Raw genomic sequence first — 21,553 nt, forward strand, 5'->3', positions numbered from 1 at the left:
CCCTCCGACCGGCGGCCCTCCAAGTGAATAAAATCCCTCATTACCAACTCTTAACGTACCCGAAAGGCAGCCGTAAGGCCGAAGGGGCTACCTCTGCCAGCGACAGCAACTGCATCGCTTTCCAAGCGGAGGACTTGAATGCTTAATTCCGGTGACGTGATGTCCCCAGCTCTGACCAGAGCAAAGACCGGGCCAAAGTCGGCTCAGGCGCGCGGACCACGCCTGACGAAGGCGACCGTCTCGGCAATCGTTTCGGCAGCCATCCTGAGCGGCGGGCTCGCGTCCACGCCGTCTTATGCTCAGCTTGCGCCTGAAACGCCGAGCGTCGAGACGCCGTTCGGCCGCGCTCCCTTGAGCTTCGCCGATGTGATCGAGAAGGTGAAGCCCTCGGTGGTTTCCATCTCCGTCGTCGCCGGCGGAAAAAACGTCGCCGGCAAGACGGGCAAGAACGGCTTGCCAGAAGGCTTCCCGGACATTCCCGAGGACAGCCCGTTCTATGACTTCTTCAAGAACCTGCCGAAGGAGTTCCGCAACGCGCCGCAGCAGCAGCGTCCGACCCAGGCGCAGGGCTCCGGCTTCATCATCTCGGCGGACGGCTATGTCGTGACCAACAATCACGTCATCGACGGCGCCAACAAGATCCAGGTCAGCTTCGACGACCAGGAGAAGCTCGATGCGGAGCTTGTCGGCACCGATCCGCGCACCGACATCGCGCTTCTGAAGATCAAGGCCAACGGCAAGCAGTTCCCGGCCGTCAAGTTTGCCGCCAAGCCCGCCCGCGTGGGTGACTGGGCTTTGGCTGTCGGCAATCCGTTCGGCCTCGGCGGTACGGTGACGGCGGGCATCGTCTCGGCGCTCGGCCGCGACATCGGCTCCGGTCCCTATGACTTCCTGCAGATCGACGCGGCCGTGAACAAGGGCAACTCCGGTGGCCCGACCTTCAACCTGTCGGGCGAAGTGCTCGGCGTGAATACCGCGATCTTCAGCCCGTCGGGCGGCAACGTCGGCATCGCATTCGCGGTCCCGGCTGTGACGGCGACCGAGGTCATCGATCAACTGAAGAAGAGCGGCGCCGTGAGCCGCGGCTGGCTTGGCGTGAAGATCCAGAACGTCGATGAGGACACCGCGGCGGCCGTCGGCCTCAGCGAGCCGAAGGGCGCTCTCGTCAACGAGATCACGCCGAACGGTCCCGCGATGAACTCGGGCCTCAAGGTCCAGGATGCGATCATCGCGGTCAACTCCGAGAAGATCGCCGACAGCCGCGACCTTGCCCGCAAGATCGCGAACTATGCGCCTGACACCACGGTCGACGTGAAGGTCTGGCGCGGCAACAAGGAAGAGAACGTCAAGATCAAGCTCGGCAAGTTCCCGGGTTCGAGCGACGAGATCGCCAAGCTCGAGCAGGGCGGTGGCGGGCCGGAAGACCAGACCAGCACCGATCTCGAGCAGCTTGGCCTCAAGCTGGCGCCGGTGAAGAACGGCGAGGGCGTCTCGATCATGGAAGTCGATCCCGAATCCGACGCGGCCGAGAAGGGCGTCAAGGCCGGTGACGTGATCATCGAAGTCGGCGGCTCTTCAGTGGCGGGCGCGGCCGATGTTGCCGAGGGCGTGAAGAAGGCCAAGGAGATGGGCCGGACCGCGGTGATGGTCTACATCAAGTCGGCGGATCAGCGTCGTGTCGTGGCGCTGCAGCTCAAGAAGAGCTAATCACGTCGAAGACGAATTAACGTCGGGGCGGCGCGGCAGTTGAGAAGCCGGGCCGCCCCGATGTATCTCAGGGTCTTCCCCTCACCGCTGGTGGGGGAGGGGACTAGGCGAAGGAAGGCGACCGATGCGCGTGTTGGTGATCGAGGACGACCGCGAAACGGCGCAGTTCCTGCAGAAGTCGTTGAAGGAGAGCGGCCACTCGGCCGACCTTGCGGGCGATGGCGAAACCGGGCTCGCCATGGCCCAGAGCGGCACCTACGACATCCTGATCGTCGACCGCATGCTGCCGCGCCTGGACGGCCTGACGGTCGTGAAGACGCTGCGCACCGAGGGCAACCGCACGGCCGTGCTGATCCTCTCGGCGCTGGGCGACGTCGACGACCGCGTCAAGGGATTGCGCGCCGGCGGCGACGACTACCTCACCAAGCCGTATGCCTACACGGAGCTGCTGGCCCGCATCGAAGCGCTCGCCCGCCGTTCCATTCCCGAGGAGCAGGAGACGCGCTACGCCGTCGGCGATCTCGTGCTGGACCGCCTCTCGCACCGTGTCACGCGCGCCGGTGAATCAATCCAGCTGCAGCCGCGCGAGTATAGGCTGCTCGAATACCTGATGAAAAATGCCGGGCAGGTCGTGACGCGCACGATGCTGCTGGAAAACGTATGGGACTATCACTTCGATCCCCAGACCAACGTGATCGACGTGCACGTCTCGCGCCTCCGCTCCAAGATCGACAAGGGTTTCGACAAGCCGCTGCTGCATACCGTGCGCGGGGCCGGATACATGGTTCGTGACGGTGCTGTCTGACCTCACGCGCGGGATGGGAACACAGGCGTTCCGCCTTGCGGCGGCGAGCGCGGCCGCCTTCCTGATCGTCTCGGCGCTCATCGTCGGCGCGCTGTTCTGGCAGACCAACACGCTGCTCACCGATCACGTCGTCGAAGAGCTGCACGCCGAGGCGGCCGAACTTGCGCGCGAGCAGCAGAACCTCGACGCCGCCGCGCTGACCGAGAAGATCAGCCAGCGTGCGCGCGTCACCGGCACCGGTCTCTACGTGCTGACGGATGCGAGCGGCAAGAAGCTCGCCGGCAATCTCCCCGGCCTTCCGGCCGAGATCGCCGATAGCCCCACTGGCGGTGTCTTTCGCTACCCGCGTGCGGGCGATCCCCCCGGCATCGAACGGCTGGGCGTGGCCATTCCCGCCGCCGTTGGCCCGGATCGCCACCTGCTGGTCGGCCGCGACATCTCCGAGCAGGTCGATTTCGCCGCGCGTGTGAAACGCACGTTTCTCTGGGGGTTCGGCGCGCTCGCCCTTGCCGCCATGATTGCCGGCCTCGCCATGGGGCGCTCCGTGCTGGGCCGCATCGAGGTGATCAACGCGACCAGCCGCTCGATCATGGGCGGCGACCTTTCGCGGCGCATTCCGCTCAGCGGCCGGGATGACGAACTCGATGACCTGTCGCAAAGCCTGAACGGAATGCTCGATCGCATCGAGCAGCTCATGAACGGCCTGCGCGAAGTGTCGGACAACATCGCCCACGATCTCAAGACGCCGCTCAACCGCCTGCGCAACGGCGCCGAAGCGGCCTTGCGCGACCCGCGCGGCGCGGATGCCTATCGCGAAGGCCTCGAGGAAAGTATCGAGAAGGCCGACGACCTCATCAAGACTTTCAACGCCCTGCTGCTGATCGCGCGTTTGGAAGCCGGCGTCGTCGAGGAAACCGCCGAGCGGTTCGATCTCGGCCGCCTCGTCCACGACGTGGCCGAGCTCTACGAGCCCGTCGCCGAGGAGCAGGGCCTGACGCTCTCGATCGACACGCAGCCCGGCATCGAGGTGCGCGCCAACCGCCAGCTCATCGGGCAGGCCGTCGCCAACCTCGCCGACAACGCGATCAAATACTCGGCTGGCATGGACCGCCCGCTCGAACTGAGCGTCGTGGCGGTGAAGGCCTGCGCCAAATCCGGTTTCGCCGAAATCTGCGTTGCCGATCGCGGGCCGGGAATTGAGGGCAAGGACCGCGAGCGCGCGTTGCGCCGCTTCGTGCGTCTCGAAAAAAGCCGCACGCAGCCGGGCACCGGGCTCGGTCTCAGTCTGGTGGCGGCCGTCGCGCGCCTGCACGCGGGTGCGGTCCGCCTCGAAGATAATGATCCGGGCCTCCGGGTTGTGCTAACTCTCCCCCTGGCGCCACCAAACTCATAAAAAAGGCGCTGATCTCCGTCGCCATAAGGCGGGGCACAGAAAAGACGCACGAGGGGAGAGACCATGGCGGATTGGGCCGGGGGGAAAGGCGCGCTGATCGATCGGCTGGGCGCGGAGGAGCGCTGGCCGCAGGATCCACTCGGAGGCAAAAGTCTCGAGCCGCTGATCGAAGACTGGCGCAAGGACTCCGCAGCCGAACGCCTGCTCACGACCTTGGAGCATCCGCGAGTCCGAACCCTCATCGCGGGGATCGTTGCAGGCTCGCCTTACCTCCGGAGCGAATTCGCCCGCCATCCCGCGCGCCTCGACGATGCGCTGCGCGCGGACCCCGAACGCCGCTTCGCCGAGCTGACAGCGGCGCTCGCCAGCGACCTCGACGCCGCGCCGGCCTTGCCCGCTGCCATGACGGTTCTGCGGACCTACAAGGCCGCTGTCGCACAGTTGATCGCGCTCGCTGACCTTGCAGGCGTCTGGGATGTCGTCGAAGTCACGCGCGCGTTGTCGGCCGCCGCCGATGCCGCGCTGCAGGGCGCCGTCCGCTTCCTGTTTCGGCAGGCCATTGCGAAAGGCGAGTGGCTCGCCGATCCGTCGGGCGCGGATCTCGCGTCAGGATACATCGTGCTGGCCGTCGGCAAGTATGGCGCCTGCGAACTCAACTATTCGAGCGACATCGATCTCATCATCTTTTTCGAGCGCGCGAAGGCACGCCTCAAGGAGGGCGTCGAGCCGCAGACGTTCTTCGTCCGCCTGACGCGCGATCTCGTGCGCCTGATGGATGAGCGAACGGCGGCGGGCTACGTGTTCCGCACCGACCTGCGGCTGCGCCCCGATGCGGGCGCAACCCAGATCGCGCTCTCGACCGACGCAGCCGCGCTCTACTACGAGAGCTTCGGTCAGAACTGGGAGCGCGCCGCCCTCATCAAGGCGCGCGCCGTGGCTGGCGACATCGAGGCGGGCGAAGATTTCATCGCCGAACTGGCCCCGTTCATCTGGCGCCGCAACCTCGACTTCGCCGCCATCGCCGACATTCACGCCATGAAGCGCCAGATCCATGCCTTCCGCGGCTTCGGCGGCATCGGCGTGGCGGGCCACAACATCAAGCTGGGCTCGGGCGGCATCCGCGAGATCGAGTTCTTCGTCCAGACCCAGCAGCTCATCGCCGGCGGGCGCCAGCGCAATCTGCGCACGCGCCAGACGCTCGCAACGCTCGGCGTGCTTGTCGAGGCCGGATGGATCGAGAGCGCGACCGCCGCCGATCTGGCCGACGCCTATCGCTATCTGCGCTGGATCGAGCATCGCCTGCAGATGGTCGCCGACGAGCAGACGCAAGAAGTGCCGTCCGATCCAGCGCCTCTCGAAAGCTTCGCGCGGTTTGCGGGTTATGCCGGAACAGATGCCTTTTCCGATGCCTTGCGGTCCGTGCTCTCGCGCGTGCAGCGCCACTATGCCGGGCTGTTCGAGGATGCGCCCGAGCTGACGTCGGAAGGCGAAAACCTAGTGTTCGCGGGCGAGAAGGATGATCCGGGTACGGTCGCCGCCCTCACGCGCTTAGGCTACCAGCGCCCGGCCGACGTTCTGGCGTCCGTGCGGGGATGGCATCATGGACGCTATCCCGCCGTGCGCTCACCGCGCGCGCGCGAGCTTCTGACGGAAGTGCAGCCGCTGCTCGTCAAGGCGTTCGCCGCAACGATCGATCCCGACCGCGCCATCGCGACCTTCGACACCTTCCTGGCCGAGCTGCCCGCTGGCGTGCAGTTGTTCTCGCTGCTGAAGGCCAATCCCGCGCTCATGCGTCTGGTCGCCGACATCATGGGAACCGCGCCGCGCCTGTCGCGCATCCTGTCGCGTCGCCGTCGCCTGCTCGACGCGGTGATCGATCCGCGCGCGTTCGGCGCACTGCCGACGGCCGAGGATCTCGACGCGCTGGTCGCCGCGGAGATGGCGCAGGCGCGTGATCCGCAGGATGTGCTCGACCGCGCACGCGTGGTCGGCAGCGAGCAATCGTTTTTGATCGGCGTGCGCGTTCTCTCGGGTTCGATCAACGCCAGCGAAGCGGGCATCGCCTACGCGCGGCTCGCCGAAAGCCTGATCGCCGCGCTAGCCGCCGATGTCGAACGCGAGATGGAGCGCGTCCACGGCCGCGTGCCCGGCGGCGGAGCTGTGGTCCTGGCCATGGGCAAACTCGGCGGCTGGGAGATGACGGCCTCGTCCGACATCGATCTCATCGTCGTCTACGATTACGATCAGGCGGCCACCCAGTCGGACGGGGCAAAGCCGCTCGCGCCGAGCCAATACTACGCACGCTACACGCAGCGCCTGATTTCGCACCTCTCCGCGCCGACGGCCGAAGGAGGCCTCTACGACGTGGACATGCGGCTGCGGCCGTCGGGCCAGAAGGGCCCGGTTGCAGCCCAGCTCTCCACCTTCCGCGATTACCAGGCGAGCGAGGCCTGGACCTGGGAGCACCTAGCCCTCACGCGCGCCCGCGTCATCACCGGCCCGCCGGAGCTGCGCCGGGCCGTGGAGGAGGCCATCCGCGCCACCCTGACCCGGCCGCGCGATCCCGCCGTGATCGCCAAGGATGTGCGCGACATGCGCGCCCGCATCGAGAGCGAAAAGGGGACGGACAACATCTGGGACCTGAAGCAGGTGCGCGGCGGGCTCGTCGACCTCGAGTTCATCGCCCAGCATCTGCAACTTGTGCATGCGGGCGCTCACCCCGAGGTGCTCGACCAGAACACGCAGGCCGCGTTCCGCAAGCTCGCCGGCGCGGGCGTCATCACCCCCGGCGATGCCGGCCGCCTGATCCAGGCCGCCCGCCTCGTCCACAACCTCACGCAGGTCGTAAGGCTCTGTATCGAAGGGGCTTTCGACCCTACGACGGCGCCGGTTGGCCTGACGGTCCTCCTCGCCAGGGCCGGCGGCGCGCCGAACTTTCAGTCTCTCGAAGGCGAGCTGCGTGAGAGCCTGGCCGGCGTCCACCAGCTCTTTTCCGAGCTCGTGACATAGCTTGCGACGGATTTTTGGGGTGACGCACGTTCCGCAATAGACATTAAACTGCGGAGCAGGGAATGGCTGCGCTGCCCAGCGGGCGACCGCGAGAGAAGAGCGCCTTTGTGAGATCGGGGCCAGACGGATCGATGGGGACGACGACACCCGGATCGAACGTGCGCGCTGGCCCTTGGCCGGACGCGCCGGATGACAAGGTGCTGCTCACCCGGCTGGCCGGCCAGGACGCACAGGCGTTCCGGATCCTCGTCGATCGTCACCTCGGCTCCATTGCCGTTCTCGCGCGCCGCATGCTGCGCGATGAGGCCGAGGCCGAGGACGTGGCGCAGGAAGCCCTCCTGCGGCTGTGGCGCGCCGGCGAGACGTTGGACATCGGCCCGCACGGCTTGCGGCCCTGGCTTCGCAAGGTGACGTCGAACCTCTGCCTGGACCGGATCCGGTCGCAACGGCGGACGGTGGTGACGGACGAGGTGCCCGAGGTGGCCGACGCGCCGACGCAAGCCGTGAGGCTGGAAGAGCAGGATTTGGCGAAACGCGTCGGCGAGGCCATGCAGGCGCTTCCCGAGCGCCAGCGCCGCGCACTGACACTGTTTCACCACGAGGGCCTGAGCCAGGCCGAGGTGGGCGAGGTACTGGGTGTATCGGACGAAGCCGTCGAGTCGCTCTTGGCGCGCGCCCGTCGCGCACTCAAGGCGCAGCTCGAACCGGATTGGAAGAGCTTGCTCGAGAGCGAGAGTTGAACATTGGAATACGGCCATGACTGACAAAACGACAAGAGAAGGAACGGGCCTCGACGCGTTCGGGAAGGCCCTCGAAACCTTCGGCAGCGACCGCACGCGCTGGCCGGCGCCGGTGCGCAGGGATTTTGCAGGCCTGCTGGCGACGAGCGCCGACGCGCAGGCGCGCATGCGCGAGGCGGAAGCCCTTGACCGGCTGCTCGATCTGGCGCCCCCGCCAACCGTCGACACGAGCACGCTCGCGTCCCGCATCCTGGCCGCCGCCGCAGCAGAGGGCGCCGCAAGGGCGCCCCCTGCGGCCGCGCCGCGCTCCTGGAGTATCTTCGAGCGCCGCTCCACCATTGGTCGCAACGACGAGCGATGGCCCGCTGCTGCGCTGTTGGCTGCATCCCTCGTGCTCGGCACAATCTTCGGTTTTTCGGGCCTGTTCCCGCAGCCGGCCGATACGACGGTCGCTGAAGCGTCGTTCGATCCCGACATGGACCCGGCCCGGATCGCCTACGACAGTAGCGAGATCAGCATGTTTGAGGGAGATCTGCTGTGAGCGACCTGTCTCAGCCGCCGGGCGCGACGCCGGATCCCGTCAAGCGCCGCTTGAAGTATGCCTTGGTCGCCTCGCTGGCGCTCAATCTGCTGATCATCGGCGCGGTGGCCGGCACCATGATGGGGCACGGCAGGCATCAGCCGCCGCGCCCTGGTAAGGGCGAGGATTTCGGCATGATGGGGCTGACCCGCGTGCTGCCGGAGGACCGCCGCAAGGAGATGCGCAAGCTGCTTCGCGCCGATCGCGAAAACCTTCAGCCGCTCGTGGAAGAGGTGAGGACTGCGCGCCGCGCGGCTGCCGACAAGCTCGCCGCCGAGCCGTTCGACCGCGCCGCTCTCGAAGCCGCCATCGCCAACGTCGCCGAAAAGGAAAGAACGCTGCGCCAGTCCGCCGTGACGGCGTTCATCGGTCATGCGGAAAGCTTGAAGCCGGACGAGCGCGCCAAGCTCGCCGACTTTTGGCGCAAGAAGAGCGAGCAACCGCGCCGCAAAAAGAAAGACGACCGAGACGATAAGGACGCCGGCGACGCAGCGTCCTCGCCGCCTCCGCCACCTTCACCCTAAAAAAACTCCCAGGCGTCCGCCATAAATGAAGTAGGCCTGCTGCCTGCTGCCTGCTGCCTGCTGCCTGCTGCCTGCCTATGCGTTAGCAGAGAATTGGTTGCGCTTCCGCCTGTGCGAAGCTGTCGGGCATGCGGAAGAAGTCCGATTGCGCGGCGCACGGCAGCACGGTGACGGCGCGCCAGGTCGAGTACGGGTCTTCGACTTCGATCAGCGAGGCGCCGTGCAGCTCCAGGAGCGCGCGGGCCAGGCACATCGGCAGCGAGGCCTGCCCGGCCATCGAGCTGTCCGGCCGTCCGCGCAGGTACACTTCGATCTGAACCAGGTCGCCGTCGACCGTGGCGCCGAAGCCGACGGTACCGCGCGCATCCGAGCGGCGAACCGCCTCGGCGAAGAGATTGATGAGGATCTGCCGCATCGGGCGGCGGTCCATGAGCACTTCAAGCGACTCCGGCAGATCGACTTCGAGCGTCAGCCCCGTCGCGCCGCCCGGCGGGCCGACGTGGAATTCCCACGCATCCGTCACGATGGGGGCGAGATCGACGCCGGTTTCGACGCGCGCGCTCGGATCGTGATCGAGGAGATAGGTGATCGCCAGCGTGTCTTCGGCGGACTTCAGCAGCTCGCGGCCGCTGTCGCAGATGTGCTGGGCGTATTCGCGGTAGCGCGGATGGCCGACCGGCCCGAGCAGCTCGGATCTCATGACATCGGAAAATCCGATGACGGCGTTGAGCGGCGTGCGAAGTTCGTGGCTGACCCGGGCGATCAGATCGCCCCAGGGATGACTGCGCGACGACGGCAGGCGGCTGAGGCGGGCGGCTGCGCGGGCAAGGCCCTCGAGTTGGGCCGTGTTCGGATTGAGGTTGATGCGTTCCCCGATGAAGGGCAGCAGGGTGGGCGGACCCTTGCTGCCCTTTTGCGCCGGGGAGAGATCGGCGGGTTCGGATACGGACGAAGCCTTCGCAAGACGCTGTGCTGGCGGGACGGACAGCAGAGGCACGCGAAGGGCAAGCAGCGTGACGGCAAGACCAGTGAGAAGAACGAAAGGCAACGGCAGGAAAAAGAGCTCGAGTAAGGCCAAAACCAATGCACCGGCGTGAATGACTGCGGCGGCCTGGAGCCAGCGCACGGCCCGGATGCCCCCCACGAGGTGGTCGTCCTGGGCGGAAATTGCGGTGGTGTCGCTTGAGACAAAGCCGTTTTGCAGCGCGGCCACGGGGGTGCCAGCCATGCGAATCTCCTAGCGTATTTTTTGAAGCTTTGCGCGACCGGGACTTCGCCGCTACACAGGCGAATCACTCCTCCAGTTCACCGATTCGACGCCCCTGTGTCGAGGGAGATTAAATCAGCGCAATCATAGATCTCGGACGTGTGGCTAATCGAGCATCTTCGTTGCGATCTCGAACGCATCCCGCGACAGGTTTTCGTGCTTGACGACCATCTGAAGCACCTTCCGGGCGGCCCCGCGCCGTTCCGCTTCGAGCACCTGCCAGGTCCGAAACGCCCCCAGCATCCGGGCCGCGATCGAAGGATTGAGCCGGTCGATGGCCAGCACCTGCTTGGCCACGAACTCGTACCCCGCCCCGTCCGGCCGGTGGAACTGCACCGGGTTCTGCATGGCGAACGTGCCGATCAGGGCCCGCACTTTGTTCGGCGCGGCCAGGCTGAATAAAGGATGGCGCGTCAAAGCCTTGACCTGCGCGATGGCCGACCGCTGCGGATGCTGGGCCTGGGCCGCGAACCAGGTGTCGATGACGAGGTTGTCGCCCTTCCAGCGATCATGGAAACGGTCGAGCGCCTTCTGGCGGTCGGGGTGGGACCCGGTCGCGAGCAGCATCAGCGCATGCTGCTCGTCGGTCATGTTGCGGGCTTTGAAGAAATGCTCCGACAGGCGGGTTTCGTCGGCGCCGGTGCCCCGCGACCAGAGCAGCGTCAGCGCCGCGTTGCGCAAGGCGCGCCGGCCGGCGCTCTTGGCTTCGGGCGAGAACGCGCCTTCGGGCCGCATGTCCCGGTAGAGGTCTTCGAGCAGGCCGCCGAGCACCGTCCCGGTGAGCTTGGCGAGCTGCCGGTGGGCGCGAAAGATCAGCCCCGGATCGACGTTGCGGCCGATGACGCGGGCGATGTCGGACTGGCTCGGCAACTTGAGCAGTTCCGCCTGGTAGGCCGGCTCCAGTCCGCTGTCGCCGACGGCGGCGCCGAGCGCCTTGGCGAACTGCGTCGCGCGCGGTCCCGCCCGTTCGCCCTTCTTGAGCGCTTTGACCATGTCGACGAGGGTGCGCGTGGCGTAGGTGTTGGCCGCCTGCCAGCGATTGAAGTGGTCGCTGTCGTTGGCCATCAGGAATTCGAGGTCGCGGTCCGAAGTGCTGACCGTGAGATTGACCGGGGCCGAGAAGCCCCTGAGAAGCGACGGCACGGGCGCTGAGGGAACGTCCTGGAAGCGGAACGTCTGCGCCCGCCGCGTGACATGCAACACGCCATCCTCGACGGCTTCGCCCGTCTCGCGGACGAGCGCGATGTCCTGCCCATTCGCGCCGATCAGCCCGAACCGCAGCGGAATGTGCAGCGGCTTCTTCTTCGTCTCGCCGGGCGTCGGCGGCAGCACCTGCTCGACCTTGAGTTCCGCCTGCTTCTTCGACTTGTCGAACGAGAGCGAGCAGACGAGTTCGGGCGTGCCGGCCTGCGAATACCAGAGCTTGAAGTGGGAGAGATCGCGGCCGGATGCGGCTTCGAAGCAGGCGATGAAATCCTCGATCGTCGCCGCGTCCCCGTCGTGACGCTCGAAATAGAGATCCATGCCGCGGCGGAACGCGTCCGCGCCAAGAATGGTCTCGATCATCCGCACCAGCTCCGCGCCCTTTTCGTAGACGGTCGCCGTGTAGAAGTTGTTGATCTCGATATAGCTCTCGGGCCGCACGGGGTGGGCGAGGGGGCCAGCATCTTCCGTGAACTGCGCCGAACGCAAGCCCCGCACGTCCTGGATGCGCTGCACGGTGCGCGACCGCGCGTCCGCGGAGAACTCCTGATCGCGATAGACCGTCAGGCCTTCCTTGAGGCAGAGCTGGAACCAGTCGCGGCAGGTGATGCGATTGCCGGTCCAGTTGTGAAAGTACTCATGCGCGACGACCGCTTCGATGGACTCGAAGTTCGCGTCGGTTGCCGTTTCGGGCGAGGCAAGGATCAGCCGGTCGTTGAAGATGTTGAGGCCCTTGTTCTCCATCGCGCCCATGTTGAAGTCGGACACCGCGACGATGTTGAACACGTCGAGATCGTATTCGCGCCCGAAGCGCTCCTCGTCCCACCGCATCGACCGCTTGAGCGAATCCATCGCCCACGCCGCGCGGTCTTCCTTGCCGTGCTCGACGTAGATCTTGAGGTCCACTTTCCGGCCCGACCGGGTCTTGAAGGTGGAGGCGACGTGGCCGAGGTCGCCGCCGACGAGCGCGAACAGGTAGCAGGGCTTCGGATGCGGATCGTGCCAGACGGCGAAGTGCCGCCCGCGCTTGAGCCGCCCGCGTTCGACCGGATTGCCGTTGCCGAGCAGGATCGGCGCGAGCGCGACCTCCGCCTCGATGCGGCAGGTGTAGGTGGCGAGAACGTCGGGGCGGTCGAGGAAATAGGTGATCCGGCGGAAGCCTTCCGCCTCGCATTGCGTACAGAACGCGCCGCGCGACCGGTAAAGCCCCTGCAGCGCGGTATTGGCCTCGGGATTGATGATCGTGTCGATGGCGAGCGTAAAGGGCTTGGCCGGAGGCTTCGCGATCGTGAGGGACGTGTCGGTGCGGCTGTAGGCGCTGGGCGCGAGCGCCTCCCCGTCGAGCGCGATGGACGTGAGCTCCAGCTGCTCGCCGTCGAGCACGAGCGGCGCTTTCCCCGCGCTTCCCGCCGCCGGATTGGGCCGCAGCTTCAGCACCGCCTTGACGGCCGTACGCGCCGGATCGAGCGAGAAATCGAGATCGACATGGTCGATCAGGTAGGCCGGCGGGCGATAGTCCTTGAGGCGGCGGGGACGCGGTGTGTCGGCGGTCATGAAGGCTCCGGAGGGGCTGGACGGCAGCCAGCGACCCGCCGAACGCATCGCGCTTTGCCGAGCAAAATGCAACAGGTCTCGCCGCCGCCGAACGGGCGGCGCGGCCTCAGCGATTGAGAGCGAGCACGAGCGTGCGGGGGTTGCCGCCGTTTTCGGAGATGTAGTTCTGGAACAGGTTGTTCAGGAACGACGTCATCTCGAAGCCGATGATCTCGGCGTCACGCACCTTGAACACGCTGCCGCGCCGGACGATGCGCCAGCGCACGTCGTAGTTTTCGCCCGTGCGCAGCGTGATGCGGCTGTCGACGTAGATGCCGTTCGCCGTTTCCTTCGTCTGCCCCACCATGATGGCGCGAAGCACCGGATACTTCGGCGCTTCCTTGGCCGCGTAGCGCGAGATGAAATTGATCATGCCGGCGTAGTAGGCCGGCCGGTCCGCCTTGTTGAGGCTCTGCGCGTACGAGCCGAGGGCCGTGAGCCCGATGGTCGGCACGTCCGCATGGCTGCGAATGACCGTCGCGAAATCGGGCTCCGTGCCGCTCTTCTGGGCTTCGATGAGCTGATTGGCGACACGCTGCATGTATCCCGCGGGCGTCTCCGCGGCAGCCGAGCCAATTCCCGTGACAAGCAGCGCGGCAACGAACGCCACAGTCTTGATCCAGGATGCCGCTCCGATGAGGGGCAAGCGCTGGTGAAACGTCGTCATCAAACCTGAGCTCCCGCTTCTTCTGCCTCCGACACCCCTCCAGGGTCGTTGGCATCACTACATTCAGCACGCGCTTAGCGTCTCGTCAAAAATCTTGTGCGCGTCTCGGTGCAAGCCGTTGAAAGCGCTCTGCCGCCCCCGTGTGGCGTGCAAATCCGCGCCAGCGGCCGGAAGCTAGCGGCCTACCGCGACGGAATTTCGGCAAGTTTGAGGGAGTGGGCGAGGAAATCGACCTGCTCCTGGGAAATTTGCGGAGCGGACCGAACGACGACCGACCGCGAGCGGCGCGGATGGACCAGCACCAGCTCCTGCGAAACACCCGACAAGGACGAGCGAACGCGGCGCGCCAAACCCCGATAGGCGCTGATCGGCTCGACCCAGGAGTTCGATCCGGCGAGCCCGGTGGCGGTGACATGGACGAAGCCGCCGTCGATCGTGACGTGGCGTTTCTGCAGCACGCCGCGGGCCAGGGCGGCGAGCGGAACGGCGAAAACCGCAAGAAGAACCAATAGGCCGAAGCCGAGCTGCAGCGCGATCATGGGCCGATCGGCCACGATCGCCCGCGCCGCGGGGTCCGACGCCAAATGGGACGCGAGGAGCCAGAACGGCCACAGCAGCGCCAAAGTGGCGGGCACGAGCAGGGCAAGCAGCAGCGGCCGCCCCATGCCGACGGGGCTCGGTGCTAGGTGAAGAGGGCTGGGCCCCAGGTGAAGTGGGCTGGGCCCGAGCTGCAAGGGGATGGCGGAGGGCGCAATTGCCGTAGGCGCGCCAGAAAGCGACGCGGAGGCCGAAGCCACCAGGTCCGGTAACGTGCCGTGCATGTGTGAGCCCCCGCCCGATCTCGAAGCCCAAATTGATAGGATTTTTGCCTTTAGCCAAAGTTACCGCCCGGCCGAAAATCGGCCGCAGGCGAACAAATTTAATACGCTTGACACATAAACATATCTTTATATCTTGTCCGGACATCATGGATGACAGCATGTCCGGAACCCTCGAGACCCAGAAGCTTGTGACCGCCCTCAAGGCCGCGGCCGAGAGCACGCGTCTCAGAATCCTCCTGCTGCTGGCGGCGGGCGAGCTGAACGTGAAGGACTTGACCCAGATCCTGGGGCAGAGCCAGCCGCGCATCAGCCGTCACCTGAAACTTCTCGTCGAGTCCGGCCTGATCGAGCGCTTCCGCCAGGGAAGCTGGGTCTATTTCCACGTCTCGGACCGTTCCGATGGCGGCAAGCTGGTCCGCCGCCTGCTGGAAGCGGTCGACAGCCGCGATCCCGTTCTACGCCGCGACAGCGAGCGCGCCGAAGCGTTGAAGCGTGAGCGTGAGGCCGCCGCGCAGGCCTATTTCCGCAATCATGCGGCGGACTGGGACCGCATTCGCGCGCTCTACGTATCCGAGAGCGCTGTCGAAGACGCGATTGTCAACGCCTTGGCCGGACCGCCCTTTAAACTGCTCGTCGATCTGGGGACCGGCACCGGCCGCGTCCTCGAAGTGCTCGCCGGGCGCTACGAGCGCGGCCTGGGCCTCGACGTCAACCAGTCGATGCTGGCGTACGCGCGGAGCAAGCTCAAGACGGCGGGCCTGACCCACGCAGAGGTGCGCCACGGCGACATCTACAACGTCGCGCTGCCCGCCGGCGCGGCCGATGCCGTCGTCATCCATCAAGTGCTGCATTACCTCTCCGAGCCTGCCCAGGCGGTTCGCGAGGCCGCACGGATCTTGGCGCCCGGCGGGCGTCTTCTGATCGTCGATTTCGCCCCGCACGAGATCGAAGCCCTGCGCGAAGAGCAGGCCCACGAGCGGCTCGGCTTCGAGAGCGAGCAGGTCGCCGGATGGCTGGCCGATGCGGGTCTCGGCAGTCCCGAGATCCTGAGCCTCGCGCCGGAAACGCACGACGACCGCCAGCAACTGACGGTTTCCGTCTGGAGCGCCCGCAAACCAGACGCCGCCGTGGCTGCCCATCAGCCTCAAAACCTAGAATGGATCGGACAATGACACCGCCCGCCACCGAAAGAAAAAGCCGTCTCCTCGGCGCCGGCGAGATCGACGTCTCGTTCGAGTTCTTTCCGCCCAAATCGGAAAAGATGGAGGAAACGCTTTGGGGCGCCATCAATCGGCTGGCACCCCTGGCGCCTGAGTTCGTGTCAGTCACCTACGGCGCGGGCGGCTCCACGCGCGAGCGCACGCACACGACGGTTGCGCGCATCGTCAAGGAAACGGCGCTTCGCCCGGCCGCCCATCTTACTTGCGTTGACGCCACCCGTGAGGAAGTGGACGCGGTGGCTCAGGCTTACTGGGACGCGGGTATCCGCCATATCGTGGCGCTGCGCGGCGACCCTGCCAGCGGGGTCGGACAGTGCTACACGCCGACGCCGGGCGGTTATGCCAACGCGGCGGAACTCGTCGCCGGCCTGAAAAAAATTGGCAACTTCGAGGTCTCCGTCGGCGGCTATCCAGAGAAGCATCCCGAAAGCGCGTCGCTCCAATCCGACATCGACCACCTCAAGGCCAAGGTCGACGCCGGCGCGGACCGGATCATCACGCAGTTCGGCTTCGACAATACGCACTACCTGCGCTTCCTGGAGCGCGCTCGCGCGGCCGGCATCTGGGTGCCGATCGTGCCGGGCATCGTGCCGATCCATAACTTCCGCCAGGTGGCCGGCTTCGCCGTGCGCACTGGGGCGAGCGTGCCCGCTTGGCTCGCCCGCCGCTTCGAGGGCCTTGATGACGACCCTGCGACGAGCCATCTCGTGGCCGCGGCCGTCGCCACCGAGCAGGTGATGGACCTCGTCGACGAGGGCGCCAAGACCTTCCATTTCTATACGTTGAACCGCGCCGACCTCGTGTATGCCATCTGCCACCTGCTGGGCCTGCGCCCGCTCAAGGTGGCCCCGCTCGAACAACGCAAGGCCGCATCCAGCTAATCCGCTTCGAAGACCTGAGAAGAGAACATGACCAAGACCGACATCAGCCAAGTCCTCGATCGCGCCGCCTCCGAGCGCATCCTGATCATCGACGGCGCCATGGGCACGATGATCCAGCGCCACAACCTGGACGAGGCGGGCTATCGTGGCCAGCGCTTCGCCGACTGGCCGCGCGACGTGAAAGGCAACAACGACCTGCTCGTGCTGACGCAGCCCGCGATCATCCAGGACATTCACGAGCAGTATCTCGAGGCCGGCGCCGACATCGTCGAGACGAATACGTTCAACGCGCAGCGCATCTCCATGGCCGACTACGGCATGGAGGACCTGTCGTATGAGATCAACGTCGCCGCCGCCAAGCTCGCGCGCGCCGCGTGCGACAAGTACACGAGCCTGACGCCGAACAAGCCGCGCTTCGTCGCCGGCGCCGTCGGCCCGACCAACCGGACGGCCTCAATCTCGCCGGACGTCAACAATCCTGGCTTCCGCAACGTCTCCTTCGACGAACTGCGCGACGCCTACAAGGAGCAGGTGCGCGCGCTGATCGAGGGCGGCTCGCACATCATCCTGATCGAAACGATCTTCGATACCTTGAACGCCAAGGCCGCCGGCCTTGCGACGCTCGAAACGTTCGAAGAGGTGGGCGTCACGCTGCCGGTGATGATCTCGGGCACCATCACCGACCGCTCCGGCCGCACGCTCTCGGGCCAGACGCCGGAAGCGTTCTGGTATTCGATGCGCCACCTGAAGCCGTTTTCGATCGGCCTCAACTGCGCACTCGGCGCCGACCTCATGCGCCCGTACCTCGCGGAATTGTCGCACATCGCGGACGCGCGCATTTCCGCCTATCCCAACGCAGGTCTTCCAAACGCCATGGGTGGCTACGACGAGACGCCGGACGACATGGCGTGCGCGACCGAGCCCTGGGCAAAGGACGGGTTGATCAACGTCATCGGCGGCTGCTGCGGTTCGACGCCTGACCACATCCGCCACATCGCCGAGCACGTCGCGCAATATCCGCCGCGCCAGATCCCTGAGATCGCGCCCAAACTGCGCCTCTCCGGCCTCGAACCCTTCGTGCACGGGTAAGAGCTAGACCTATGAGAGCAGAAGATTTCGATGAAGTGTCGAGATTGATGTTCATGCGCGAACGGGTAGTCGCCGCTTTGAAACGCCTTGGTGACGCATCCGACAAGTGCTGTTCGGTGGAGGCCATCGTTTTTGGCGGAACGGATGTAGTCTCGAATCGACTGTCGACGACATCGCTCCCGATAGACATCGAAGATCTCGAAATTGATCCCTCCGACAGGGGGGCAAAGTTTCTGACAGACGTCTATGGATTGCTAAATACCTACCTTTCTGGCGAGCTTCGATTAATCGAAGACCAACTCAGGTCGATGGGTATGGAATTGGAATGAAAAAGTGAAAGACGATACATGACCACGGGCAGCGCAGCGCAACCTCGCCCCCTCACCCGGATGCGATCTGCCGATCGCTTCCGGCCTCTCCCCAAGGGGAGAGGCGAAGGAGGGACGGGCGAGGACACCATGCCCCCAGCGAAGGTGCGCACGTCGATGAGGGGCCACTATTCCCTCTCCCCTTGGGGAGAGGGTTAGGGTGAGGGGGCTTGCCACAAGGTCTGATGCATGCGGAAAGATCTCACGCATTTCGCACGGAAACTTCGCCGCGAACAAACGGACGCTGAAAAGAAACTTTGGTCGCGCATCAGAAACAGGCAGATCCATGGGTGGAAGTTCAACAGGCAGGTCCCAGCCGGTCCGTACGTTTTGGACTTCTTCTGCTTCGAAGCATCTTTGGCGCTTGAGGTGGACGGAGGGCAACACGCGGAAGAGCGTGAGGAGCATGACCGGATCAGAACGACCTACCTTGAGCAGCAAGGCTTCGAGCAGCAAGGCTTCACGGTTTTGAGATTTTGGAACGGCGATGTGCTGAACAACATGGACGGAGTACTGGAGCACATTTATCTGACGTTGGGCCAGCGGCCAGCCCCCTCACCCGGCGCGTTGAAACGGCAGAGATAGACGAACGACGGCATCGAGCGCGCCGGCCTCTCCCCCAGGGGAGAGGCGAAGGCGGAACACCACGAAAGCGAAGTGACGTTGATAGGCGAAAAGGGTAGGCCGGCATCTGGCACCCTTCCCTCTCCCCAAGGGGAGAGGGAAGGCGAAACACCACGAAAGCGAAGTGACGTTGATAGGCGAAAAGGGTAGGCCGACATCTGGCGCCATTCCCTCTCCCCTTGGGGAGAGGGCTAGGGTGAGGGGGCTTGCAGCGAGCGCCACTAAACGCGGAAAGAATTGAGAATCTGATGACCACCTCCAGCGCAGCGCAATCCTTCATCAACATCGGCGAGCGGACGAACGTCACCGGGTCGGCGAAGTTCAGGAAGCTTATCGAAGCGAACGACTACGCCGCCGCGCTCACGGTCGCGCGTCAGCAAGTCGAAGCCGGCGCCATGGTGCTCGACGTCAACATGGACGAGGGCCTGCTCGACTCCGAGAAGGCGATGACCACGTTCCTCAATCTGATCGCCTCCGAGCCTGACATCTCGCGCGTGCCGATCATGATCGACAGTTCGAAATGGACGGTCATCGAGGCAGGCCTGAAGTGCGTGCAGGGCAAGCCCATCGTCAACTCGATCTCCATGAAGGAAGGCGAGGAGGCGTTTCTCGATCACGCGCGCAAGGTGCGCCGCTATGGCGCCGCCGTGGTCGTGATGGCGTTCGACGAGCAGGGCCAGGCCGACACCATCGAGCGCAAGGTCACGATCTGCGAGCGCGCCTACAAGCTGCTGACCGAGAAGATCGGCTTCCCGCCCGAAGACATCATTTTCGACCCCAACATCTTCGCCGTCGCCACCGGCATCGAGGAGCACAACGGCTACGGCATCGCCTTCATCGAAGCGACGCGCCAGATCCGCGAGAAGATGCCGCTCGCGCACGTCTCAGGCGGCGTCTCGAACCTGTCGTTCGCCTTCCGCGGCAACGAGCCCGTGCGCGAGGCCATGCACTCCGTGTTCCTGTTTCACGCCATTCAGGCCGGCATGGACATGGGCATCGTCAACGCGGGCCAGCTCGCGCTGTATGATGACATTCCGGCCGAGCTGCGCGAGCTTGCCGAGGACGTGATCCTCAACCGCCGCCCGGATGCGACGGACCGTCTGCTGGATGCCGCCCCGCGCTTCAAAGGCGACGGCAGTGGCCAGAAGGCCAAGGAGAAGGATCTCACCTGGCGCGAAGGCACGGTCGAGGCGCGCCTTTCGCATTCGCTCGTGCACGGCATCACCGACTGGATCGAGGCCGACACCGAGGAAGCGCGCCAGAAGCTTCCGAAGCCGCTCAACGTCATCGAAGGCCCGCTCATGGATGGCATGAGCGTCGTCGGCGATCTGTTCGGCGCGGGCAAAATGTTCCTGCCGCAGGTGGTGAAAAGCGCGCGCGTGATGAAGCAGGCGGTGGCCTATTTGCAGCCGTTCCTCGAAGAGGAAAAGCGCGCGTCGGGCGTCACGGAGATGCCGCCGAAGGGCAAGATCGTCATGGCGACCGTGAAGGGCGACGTGCACGACATCGGCAAGAACATCGTCGGCGTCGTGCTCCAGTGCAACAATTACGAGGTCGTCGACCTCGGCGTGATGGTGTCAGCCGCGAAAATCCTCGAAACGGCGAAGCGCGAGAAGGCCGACATCATCGGTCTGTCGGGCTTGATCACGCCGTCCCTCGATGAGATGTGCTTCGTCGCGGCCGAGATGGAACGCGAGGGCTTCAAGGTTCCGCTGTTGATCGGAGGCGCCACGACGAGCCGCGTCCACACGGCCGTCAAGATCAGCCCGAACTACAACAAGGGGCAGGCCATTTACGTGCTCGATGCCAGCCGCGCCGTGGGCGTGGTCTCGAACCTTTTGTCGGAGACGGAAAGCAAACCTTACGTCGCCGGCATCAAGGCCGAATACGTGAAGGTGCGCGAAGCCCATCTCGCCAACGAGGCGAAGAAGCAGCGCATCACGCTGGCCGCCGCGCGCGCAAACAAGTCCGCGATCGACTGGGCGGCCTACACGCCGCCGAAGCCGTCGTTCCTCGGCACGCGCACGTTCCGCAATTTCGATCTCGCGAGCCTGGTGCCCTATATCGACTGGACGCCCTTCTTCCAGACCTGGGAGCTGACCGGGCGCTATCCCGCCATCCTCGACGACAACAAGGTCGGCGTGGAAGCGCGCAAGCTGTTCGAAGACGCCAAGGTGATGCTCGACCGCATCGTGCGCGAGAAGTGGTTCACCGCCAACGCGGTCGTCGGCTTCTGGCCGGCCAACAGCGTGGGCGACGACATCGAGCTCTTTGCGGACGAGACGCGCAAGGACACGCGGGCGACGCTCTTCACCCTGCGCCAGCAGATGGCCCGTGATGCCGCCCGCGACCGCGCGCACATTGCGCTTGCCGATTTCGTGGCGCCAAAGGAAACCGGCGTTGCCGACTATGTCGGCGGTTTTGCCGTGACCTCCGGGCACGGCGAGGAAGAGGCGATCGAAGCGCACATCAAGAAAACCGACGACTACAGCCGCATCATCGCCAAGGCCCTTGCCGATCGCTTGGCGGAGGCGCTCGCCGAGGCGCTGCACGCCAAGGTCCGCCGCGAGCTGTGGGGCTATGCGAAGGACGAGACGTTGTCGAACGACGATCTGATCCTCGAGAAGTACCAGGGCATCCGCCCCGCGCCAGGCTATCCCGCTCAGCCGGACCACACGGAAAAGGCTACGCTCTGGAGCCTGATGAACGTCGAGGCCGAGACCGGCATCCAGTTGACCGAAAGCTACGCCATGTGGCCGGGCGCGGCCGTCTCCGGGCTCTACTTCTCGCATCCCAAGAGCCACTATTTCGGCGTCGGCAAGGTGGAGCGCGACCAGGCCCAGGACTACGCCCGCCGCAAGGGCTGGGCGCTCGAGGAAGCCGAGCGCTGGCTCGCGCCCGTTCTCAACTACGACCCTGTTTCCGCCAGAAAGAACGTGGCATGATCAGAGTGCTTCCGGAAAAGTGGGAACCGGTTTTCAGATAAGAAGCACGGACTCAGAAAGTGCTTCACGAAGTGTGGGCCGCGCCGTGGGACGACGCACCCGCGGTATCGGTAGGGG

At 65.4% G+C, this 21,553-nt stretch carries 17 protein-coding genes; 13 read left to right on the forward strand and 4 right to left on the reverse strand.

Features of this window, described 5'->3' with window-relative positions; genetic code table 11:
- The first annotated feature begins 138 nt into the window (after positions 1–138).
- From ACTIFK_RS08695 to ACTIFK_RS08725, 7 genes are all read left to right on the forward strand, one after another.
- Entirely contained in the window at positions 139–1,707 is a 1,569-nt protein-coding gene (locus ACTIFK_RS08695) for a Do family serine endopeptidase (protein ID WP_439542661.1), read from the forward strand.
- Between the two features lie 124 nt (positions 1,708–1,831).
- The gene (locus tag ACTIFK_RS08700) at positions 1,832–2,512 is read left to right on the forward strand and encodes a response regulator transcription factor (RefSeq protein WP_439542662.1); all 681 of its coding nucleotides are present in this window, start codon (positions 1,832–1,834) and stop codon (positions 2,510–2,512) included.
- Complete coding sequence (locus ACTIFK_RS08705) at positions 2,496–3,905, forward strand: sensor histidine kinase (RefSeq protein ID WP_439542663.1); 1,410 nt, start codon at positions 2,496–2,498, stop codon at positions 3,903–3,905. The genes ACTIFK_RS08700 and ACTIFK_RS08705 overlap by 17 nt, the downstream gene beginning before the upstream one ends.
- A gap of 63 nt (positions 3,906–3,968) precedes the next feature.
- Positions 3,969–6,914: a bifunctional [glutamine synthetase] adenylyltransferase/[glutamine synthetase]-adenylyl-L-tyrosine phosphorylase gene (locus ACTIFK_RS08710; RefSeq protein ID WP_439542664.1), complete on the forward strand. Its 2,946-nt coding sequence runs from the start codon at positions 3,969–3,971 to the stop codon at positions 6,912–6,914.
- A 107-nt stretch (positions 6,915–7,021) separates the two neighbouring features.
- The gene (locus ACTIFK_RS08715) at positions 7,022–7,654 is read left to right on the forward strand and encodes a sigma-70 family RNA polymerase sigma factor (RefSeq protein ID WP_439542665.1); all 633 of its coding nucleotides are present in this window, start codon (positions 7,022–7,024) and stop codon (positions 7,652–7,654) included.
- 16 nt (positions 7,655–7,670) lie between these two features.
- On the forward strand, positions 7,671–8,195 hold the full coding sequence (locus ACTIFK_RS08720; protein WP_439542666.1) for a hypothetical protein: 525 nt from the start codon (positions 7,671–7,673) through the stop codon (positions 8,193–8,195).
- The gene (locus ACTIFK_RS08725; RefSeq protein WP_439542667.1) at positions 8,192–8,758 is read left to right on the forward strand and encodes a periplasmic heavy metal sensor; all 567 of its coding nucleotides are present in this window, start codon (positions 8,192–8,194) and stop codon (positions 8,756–8,758) included. The genes ACTIFK_RS08720 and ACTIFK_RS08725 overlap by 4 nt, the downstream gene beginning before the upstream one ends.
- An 82-nt stretch (positions 8,759–8,840) precedes the next feature.
- Here ACTIFK_RS08725 and ACTIFK_RS08730 read toward each other — a convergent pair whose 3' ends face one another.
- From ACTIFK_RS08730 to ACTIFK_RS08745, 4 genes are all read right to left on the reverse strand, one after another.
- Positions 8,841–9,986 carry a sensor histidine kinase gene (locus tag ACTIFK_RS08730; protein ID WP_439542668.1) on the reverse strand — a complete coding sequence of 382 codons (1,146 nt, stop codon included), beginning with the start codon at positions 9,984–9,986 and terminating at the stop codon, positions 8,841–8,843.
- A 144-nt stretch (positions 9,987–10,130) separates the two neighbouring features.
- Positions 10,131–12,782, reverse strand: coding sequence for an aminopeptidase N (gene pepN / locus ACTIFK_RS08735; RefSeq protein WP_439542669.1), 2,652 nt, complete (start codon positions 12,780–12,782; stop codon positions 10,131–10,133).
- Positions 12,783–12,888: 106 nt separating this feature from the next.
- Positions 12,889–13,488, reverse strand: a complete 600-nt coding sequence (locus ACTIFK_RS08740) for an ABC transporter substrate-binding protein (RefSeq protein WP_439542670.1) — start codon at positions 13,486–13,488, stop codon at positions 12,889–12,891.
- 182 nt (positions 13,489–13,670) lie between these two features.
- The gene (locus tag ACTIFK_RS08745; RefSeq protein ID WP_439542671.1) at positions 13,671–14,153 is read right to left on the reverse strand and encodes a hypothetical protein; all 483 of its coding nucleotides are present in this window, start codon (positions 14,151–14,153) and stop codon (positions 13,671–13,673) included.
- Positions 14,154–14,467: 314 nt separating this feature from the next.
- Here ACTIFK_RS08745 and ACTIFK_RS08750 point away from each other — a divergent pair, with 314 nt between their 5' ends.
- The 6 genes from ACTIFK_RS08750 to metH all read left to right on the forward strand — a co-directional run bounded on the left by ACTIFK_RS08750 (position 14,468) and on the right by metH (position 21,436).
- Entirely contained in the window at positions 14,468–15,481 is a 1,014-nt protein-coding gene (locus tag ACTIFK_RS08750) for an ArsR/SmtB family transcription factor (protein WP_439542672.1), read from the forward strand.
- Positions 15,478–16,410, forward strand: a complete 933-nt coding sequence (metF, locus tag ACTIFK_RS08755; protein ID WP_439542673.1) for a methylenetetrahydrofolate reductase [NAD(P)H] — start codon at positions 15,478–15,480, stop codon at positions 16,408–16,410. Before ACTIFK_RS08750 ends, metF begins: the two co-directional genes overlap by 4 nt.
- A 27-nt stretch (positions 16,411–16,437) precedes the next feature.
- Positions 16,438–17,499: a homocysteine S-methyltransferase family protein gene (locus ACTIFK_RS08760; RefSeq protein WP_439542674.1), complete on the forward strand. Its 1,062-nt coding sequence runs from the start codon at positions 16,438–16,440 to the stop codon at positions 17,497–17,499.
- Between the two features lie 11 nt (positions 17,500–17,510).
- On the forward strand, positions 17,511–17,828 hold the full coding sequence (locus ACTIFK_RS08765; RefSeq protein ID WP_439542675.1) for a hypothetical protein: 318 nt from the start codon (positions 17,511–17,513) through the stop codon (positions 17,826–17,828).
- A 228-nt stretch (positions 17,829–18,056) separates the two neighbouring features.
- Positions 18,057–18,452, forward strand: coding sequence for an endonuclease domain-containing protein (locus ACTIFK_RS08770; RefSeq protein WP_439542676.1), 396 nt, complete (start codon positions 18,057–18,059; stop codon positions 18,450–18,452).
- A gap of 287 nt (positions 18,453–18,739) precedes the next feature.
- Positions 18,740–21,436 (forward strand): methionine synthase, encoded by a 2,697-nt coding sequence (metH, locus tag ACTIFK_RS08775; RefSeq protein ID WP_439542677.1) that lies wholly within the window; start codon positions 18,740–18,742, stop codon positions 21,434–21,436.
- The last annotated feature ends 117 nt before the right edge of the window (positions 21,437–21,553 follow it).

Source organism: Hyphomicrobium sp. (assembly GCF_051860585.1).
Classification (GTDB): Bacteria; Pseudomonadota; Alphaproteobacteria; order Rhizobiales; family Hyphomicrobiaceae; genus Hyphomicrobium_C.

Excerpts from the sequence above, each read along its gene's own strand:
- ACTIFK_RS08695 (WP_439542661.1), top strand. The coding sequence starts at position 139 with ATGCTTAATTCCGGTGACGTGATGTCCCCAGCTCTGACCAGAGCAAAG.
- ACTIFK_RS08700 (WP_439542662.1), top strand. The coding sequence starts at position 1,832 with ATGCGCGTGTTGGTGATCGAGGACGACCGCGAAACGGCGCAGTTCCTG.
- ACTIFK_RS08710 (WP_439542664.1), top strand. The coding sequence starts at position 3,969 with ATGGCGGATTGGGCCGGGGGGAAAGGCGCGCTGATCGATCGGCTGGGC.
- ACTIFK_RS08720 (WP_439542666.1), top strand. The coding sequence starts at position 7,671 with ATGACTGACAAAACGACAAGAGAAGGAACGGGCCTCGACGCGTTCGGG.
- ACTIFK_RS08730 (WP_439542668.1), bottom strand. The coding sequence starts at position 9,986 with ATGGCTGGCACCCCCGTGGCCGCGCTGCAAAACGGCTTTGTCTCAAGC.
- pepN (WP_439542669.1), bottom strand. The coding sequence starts at position 12,782 with ATGACCGCCGACACACCGCGTCCCCGCCGCCTCAAGGACTATCGCCCG.
- ACTIFK_RS08740 (WP_439542670.1), bottom strand. The coding sequence starts at position 13,488 with ATGACGACGTTTCACCAGCGCTTGCCCCTCATCGGAGCGGCATCCTGG.
- ACTIFK_RS08745 (WP_439542671.1), bottom strand. The coding sequence starts at position 14,153 with ATGGGGCGGCCGCTGCTGCTTGCCCTGCTCGTGCCCGCCACTTTGGCG.
- ACTIFK_RS08750 (WP_439542672.1), top strand. The coding sequence starts at position 14,468 with ATGTCCGGAACCCTCGAGACCCAGAAGCTTGTGACCGCCCTCAAGGCC.
- metF (WP_439542673.1), top strand. The coding sequence starts at position 15,478 with ATGACACCGCCCGCCACCGAAAGAAAAAGCCGTCTCCTCGGCGCCGGC.
- ACTIFK_RS08760 (WP_439542674.1), top strand. The coding sequence starts at position 16,438 with ATGACCAAGACCGACATCAGCCAAGTCCTCGATCGCGCCGCCTCCGAG.
- ACTIFK_RS08765 (WP_439542675.1), top strand. The coding sequence starts at position 17,511 with ATGAGAGCAGAAGATTTCGATGAAGTGTCGAGATTGATGTTCATGCGC.
- ACTIFK_RS08770 (WP_439542676.1), top strand. The coding sequence starts at position 18,057 with ATGCGGAAAGATCTCACGCATTTCGCACGGAAACTTCGCCGCGAACAA.
- metH (WP_439542677.1), top strand. The coding sequence starts at position 18,740 with ATGACCACCTCCAGCGCAGCGCAATCCTTCATCAACATCGGCGAGCGG.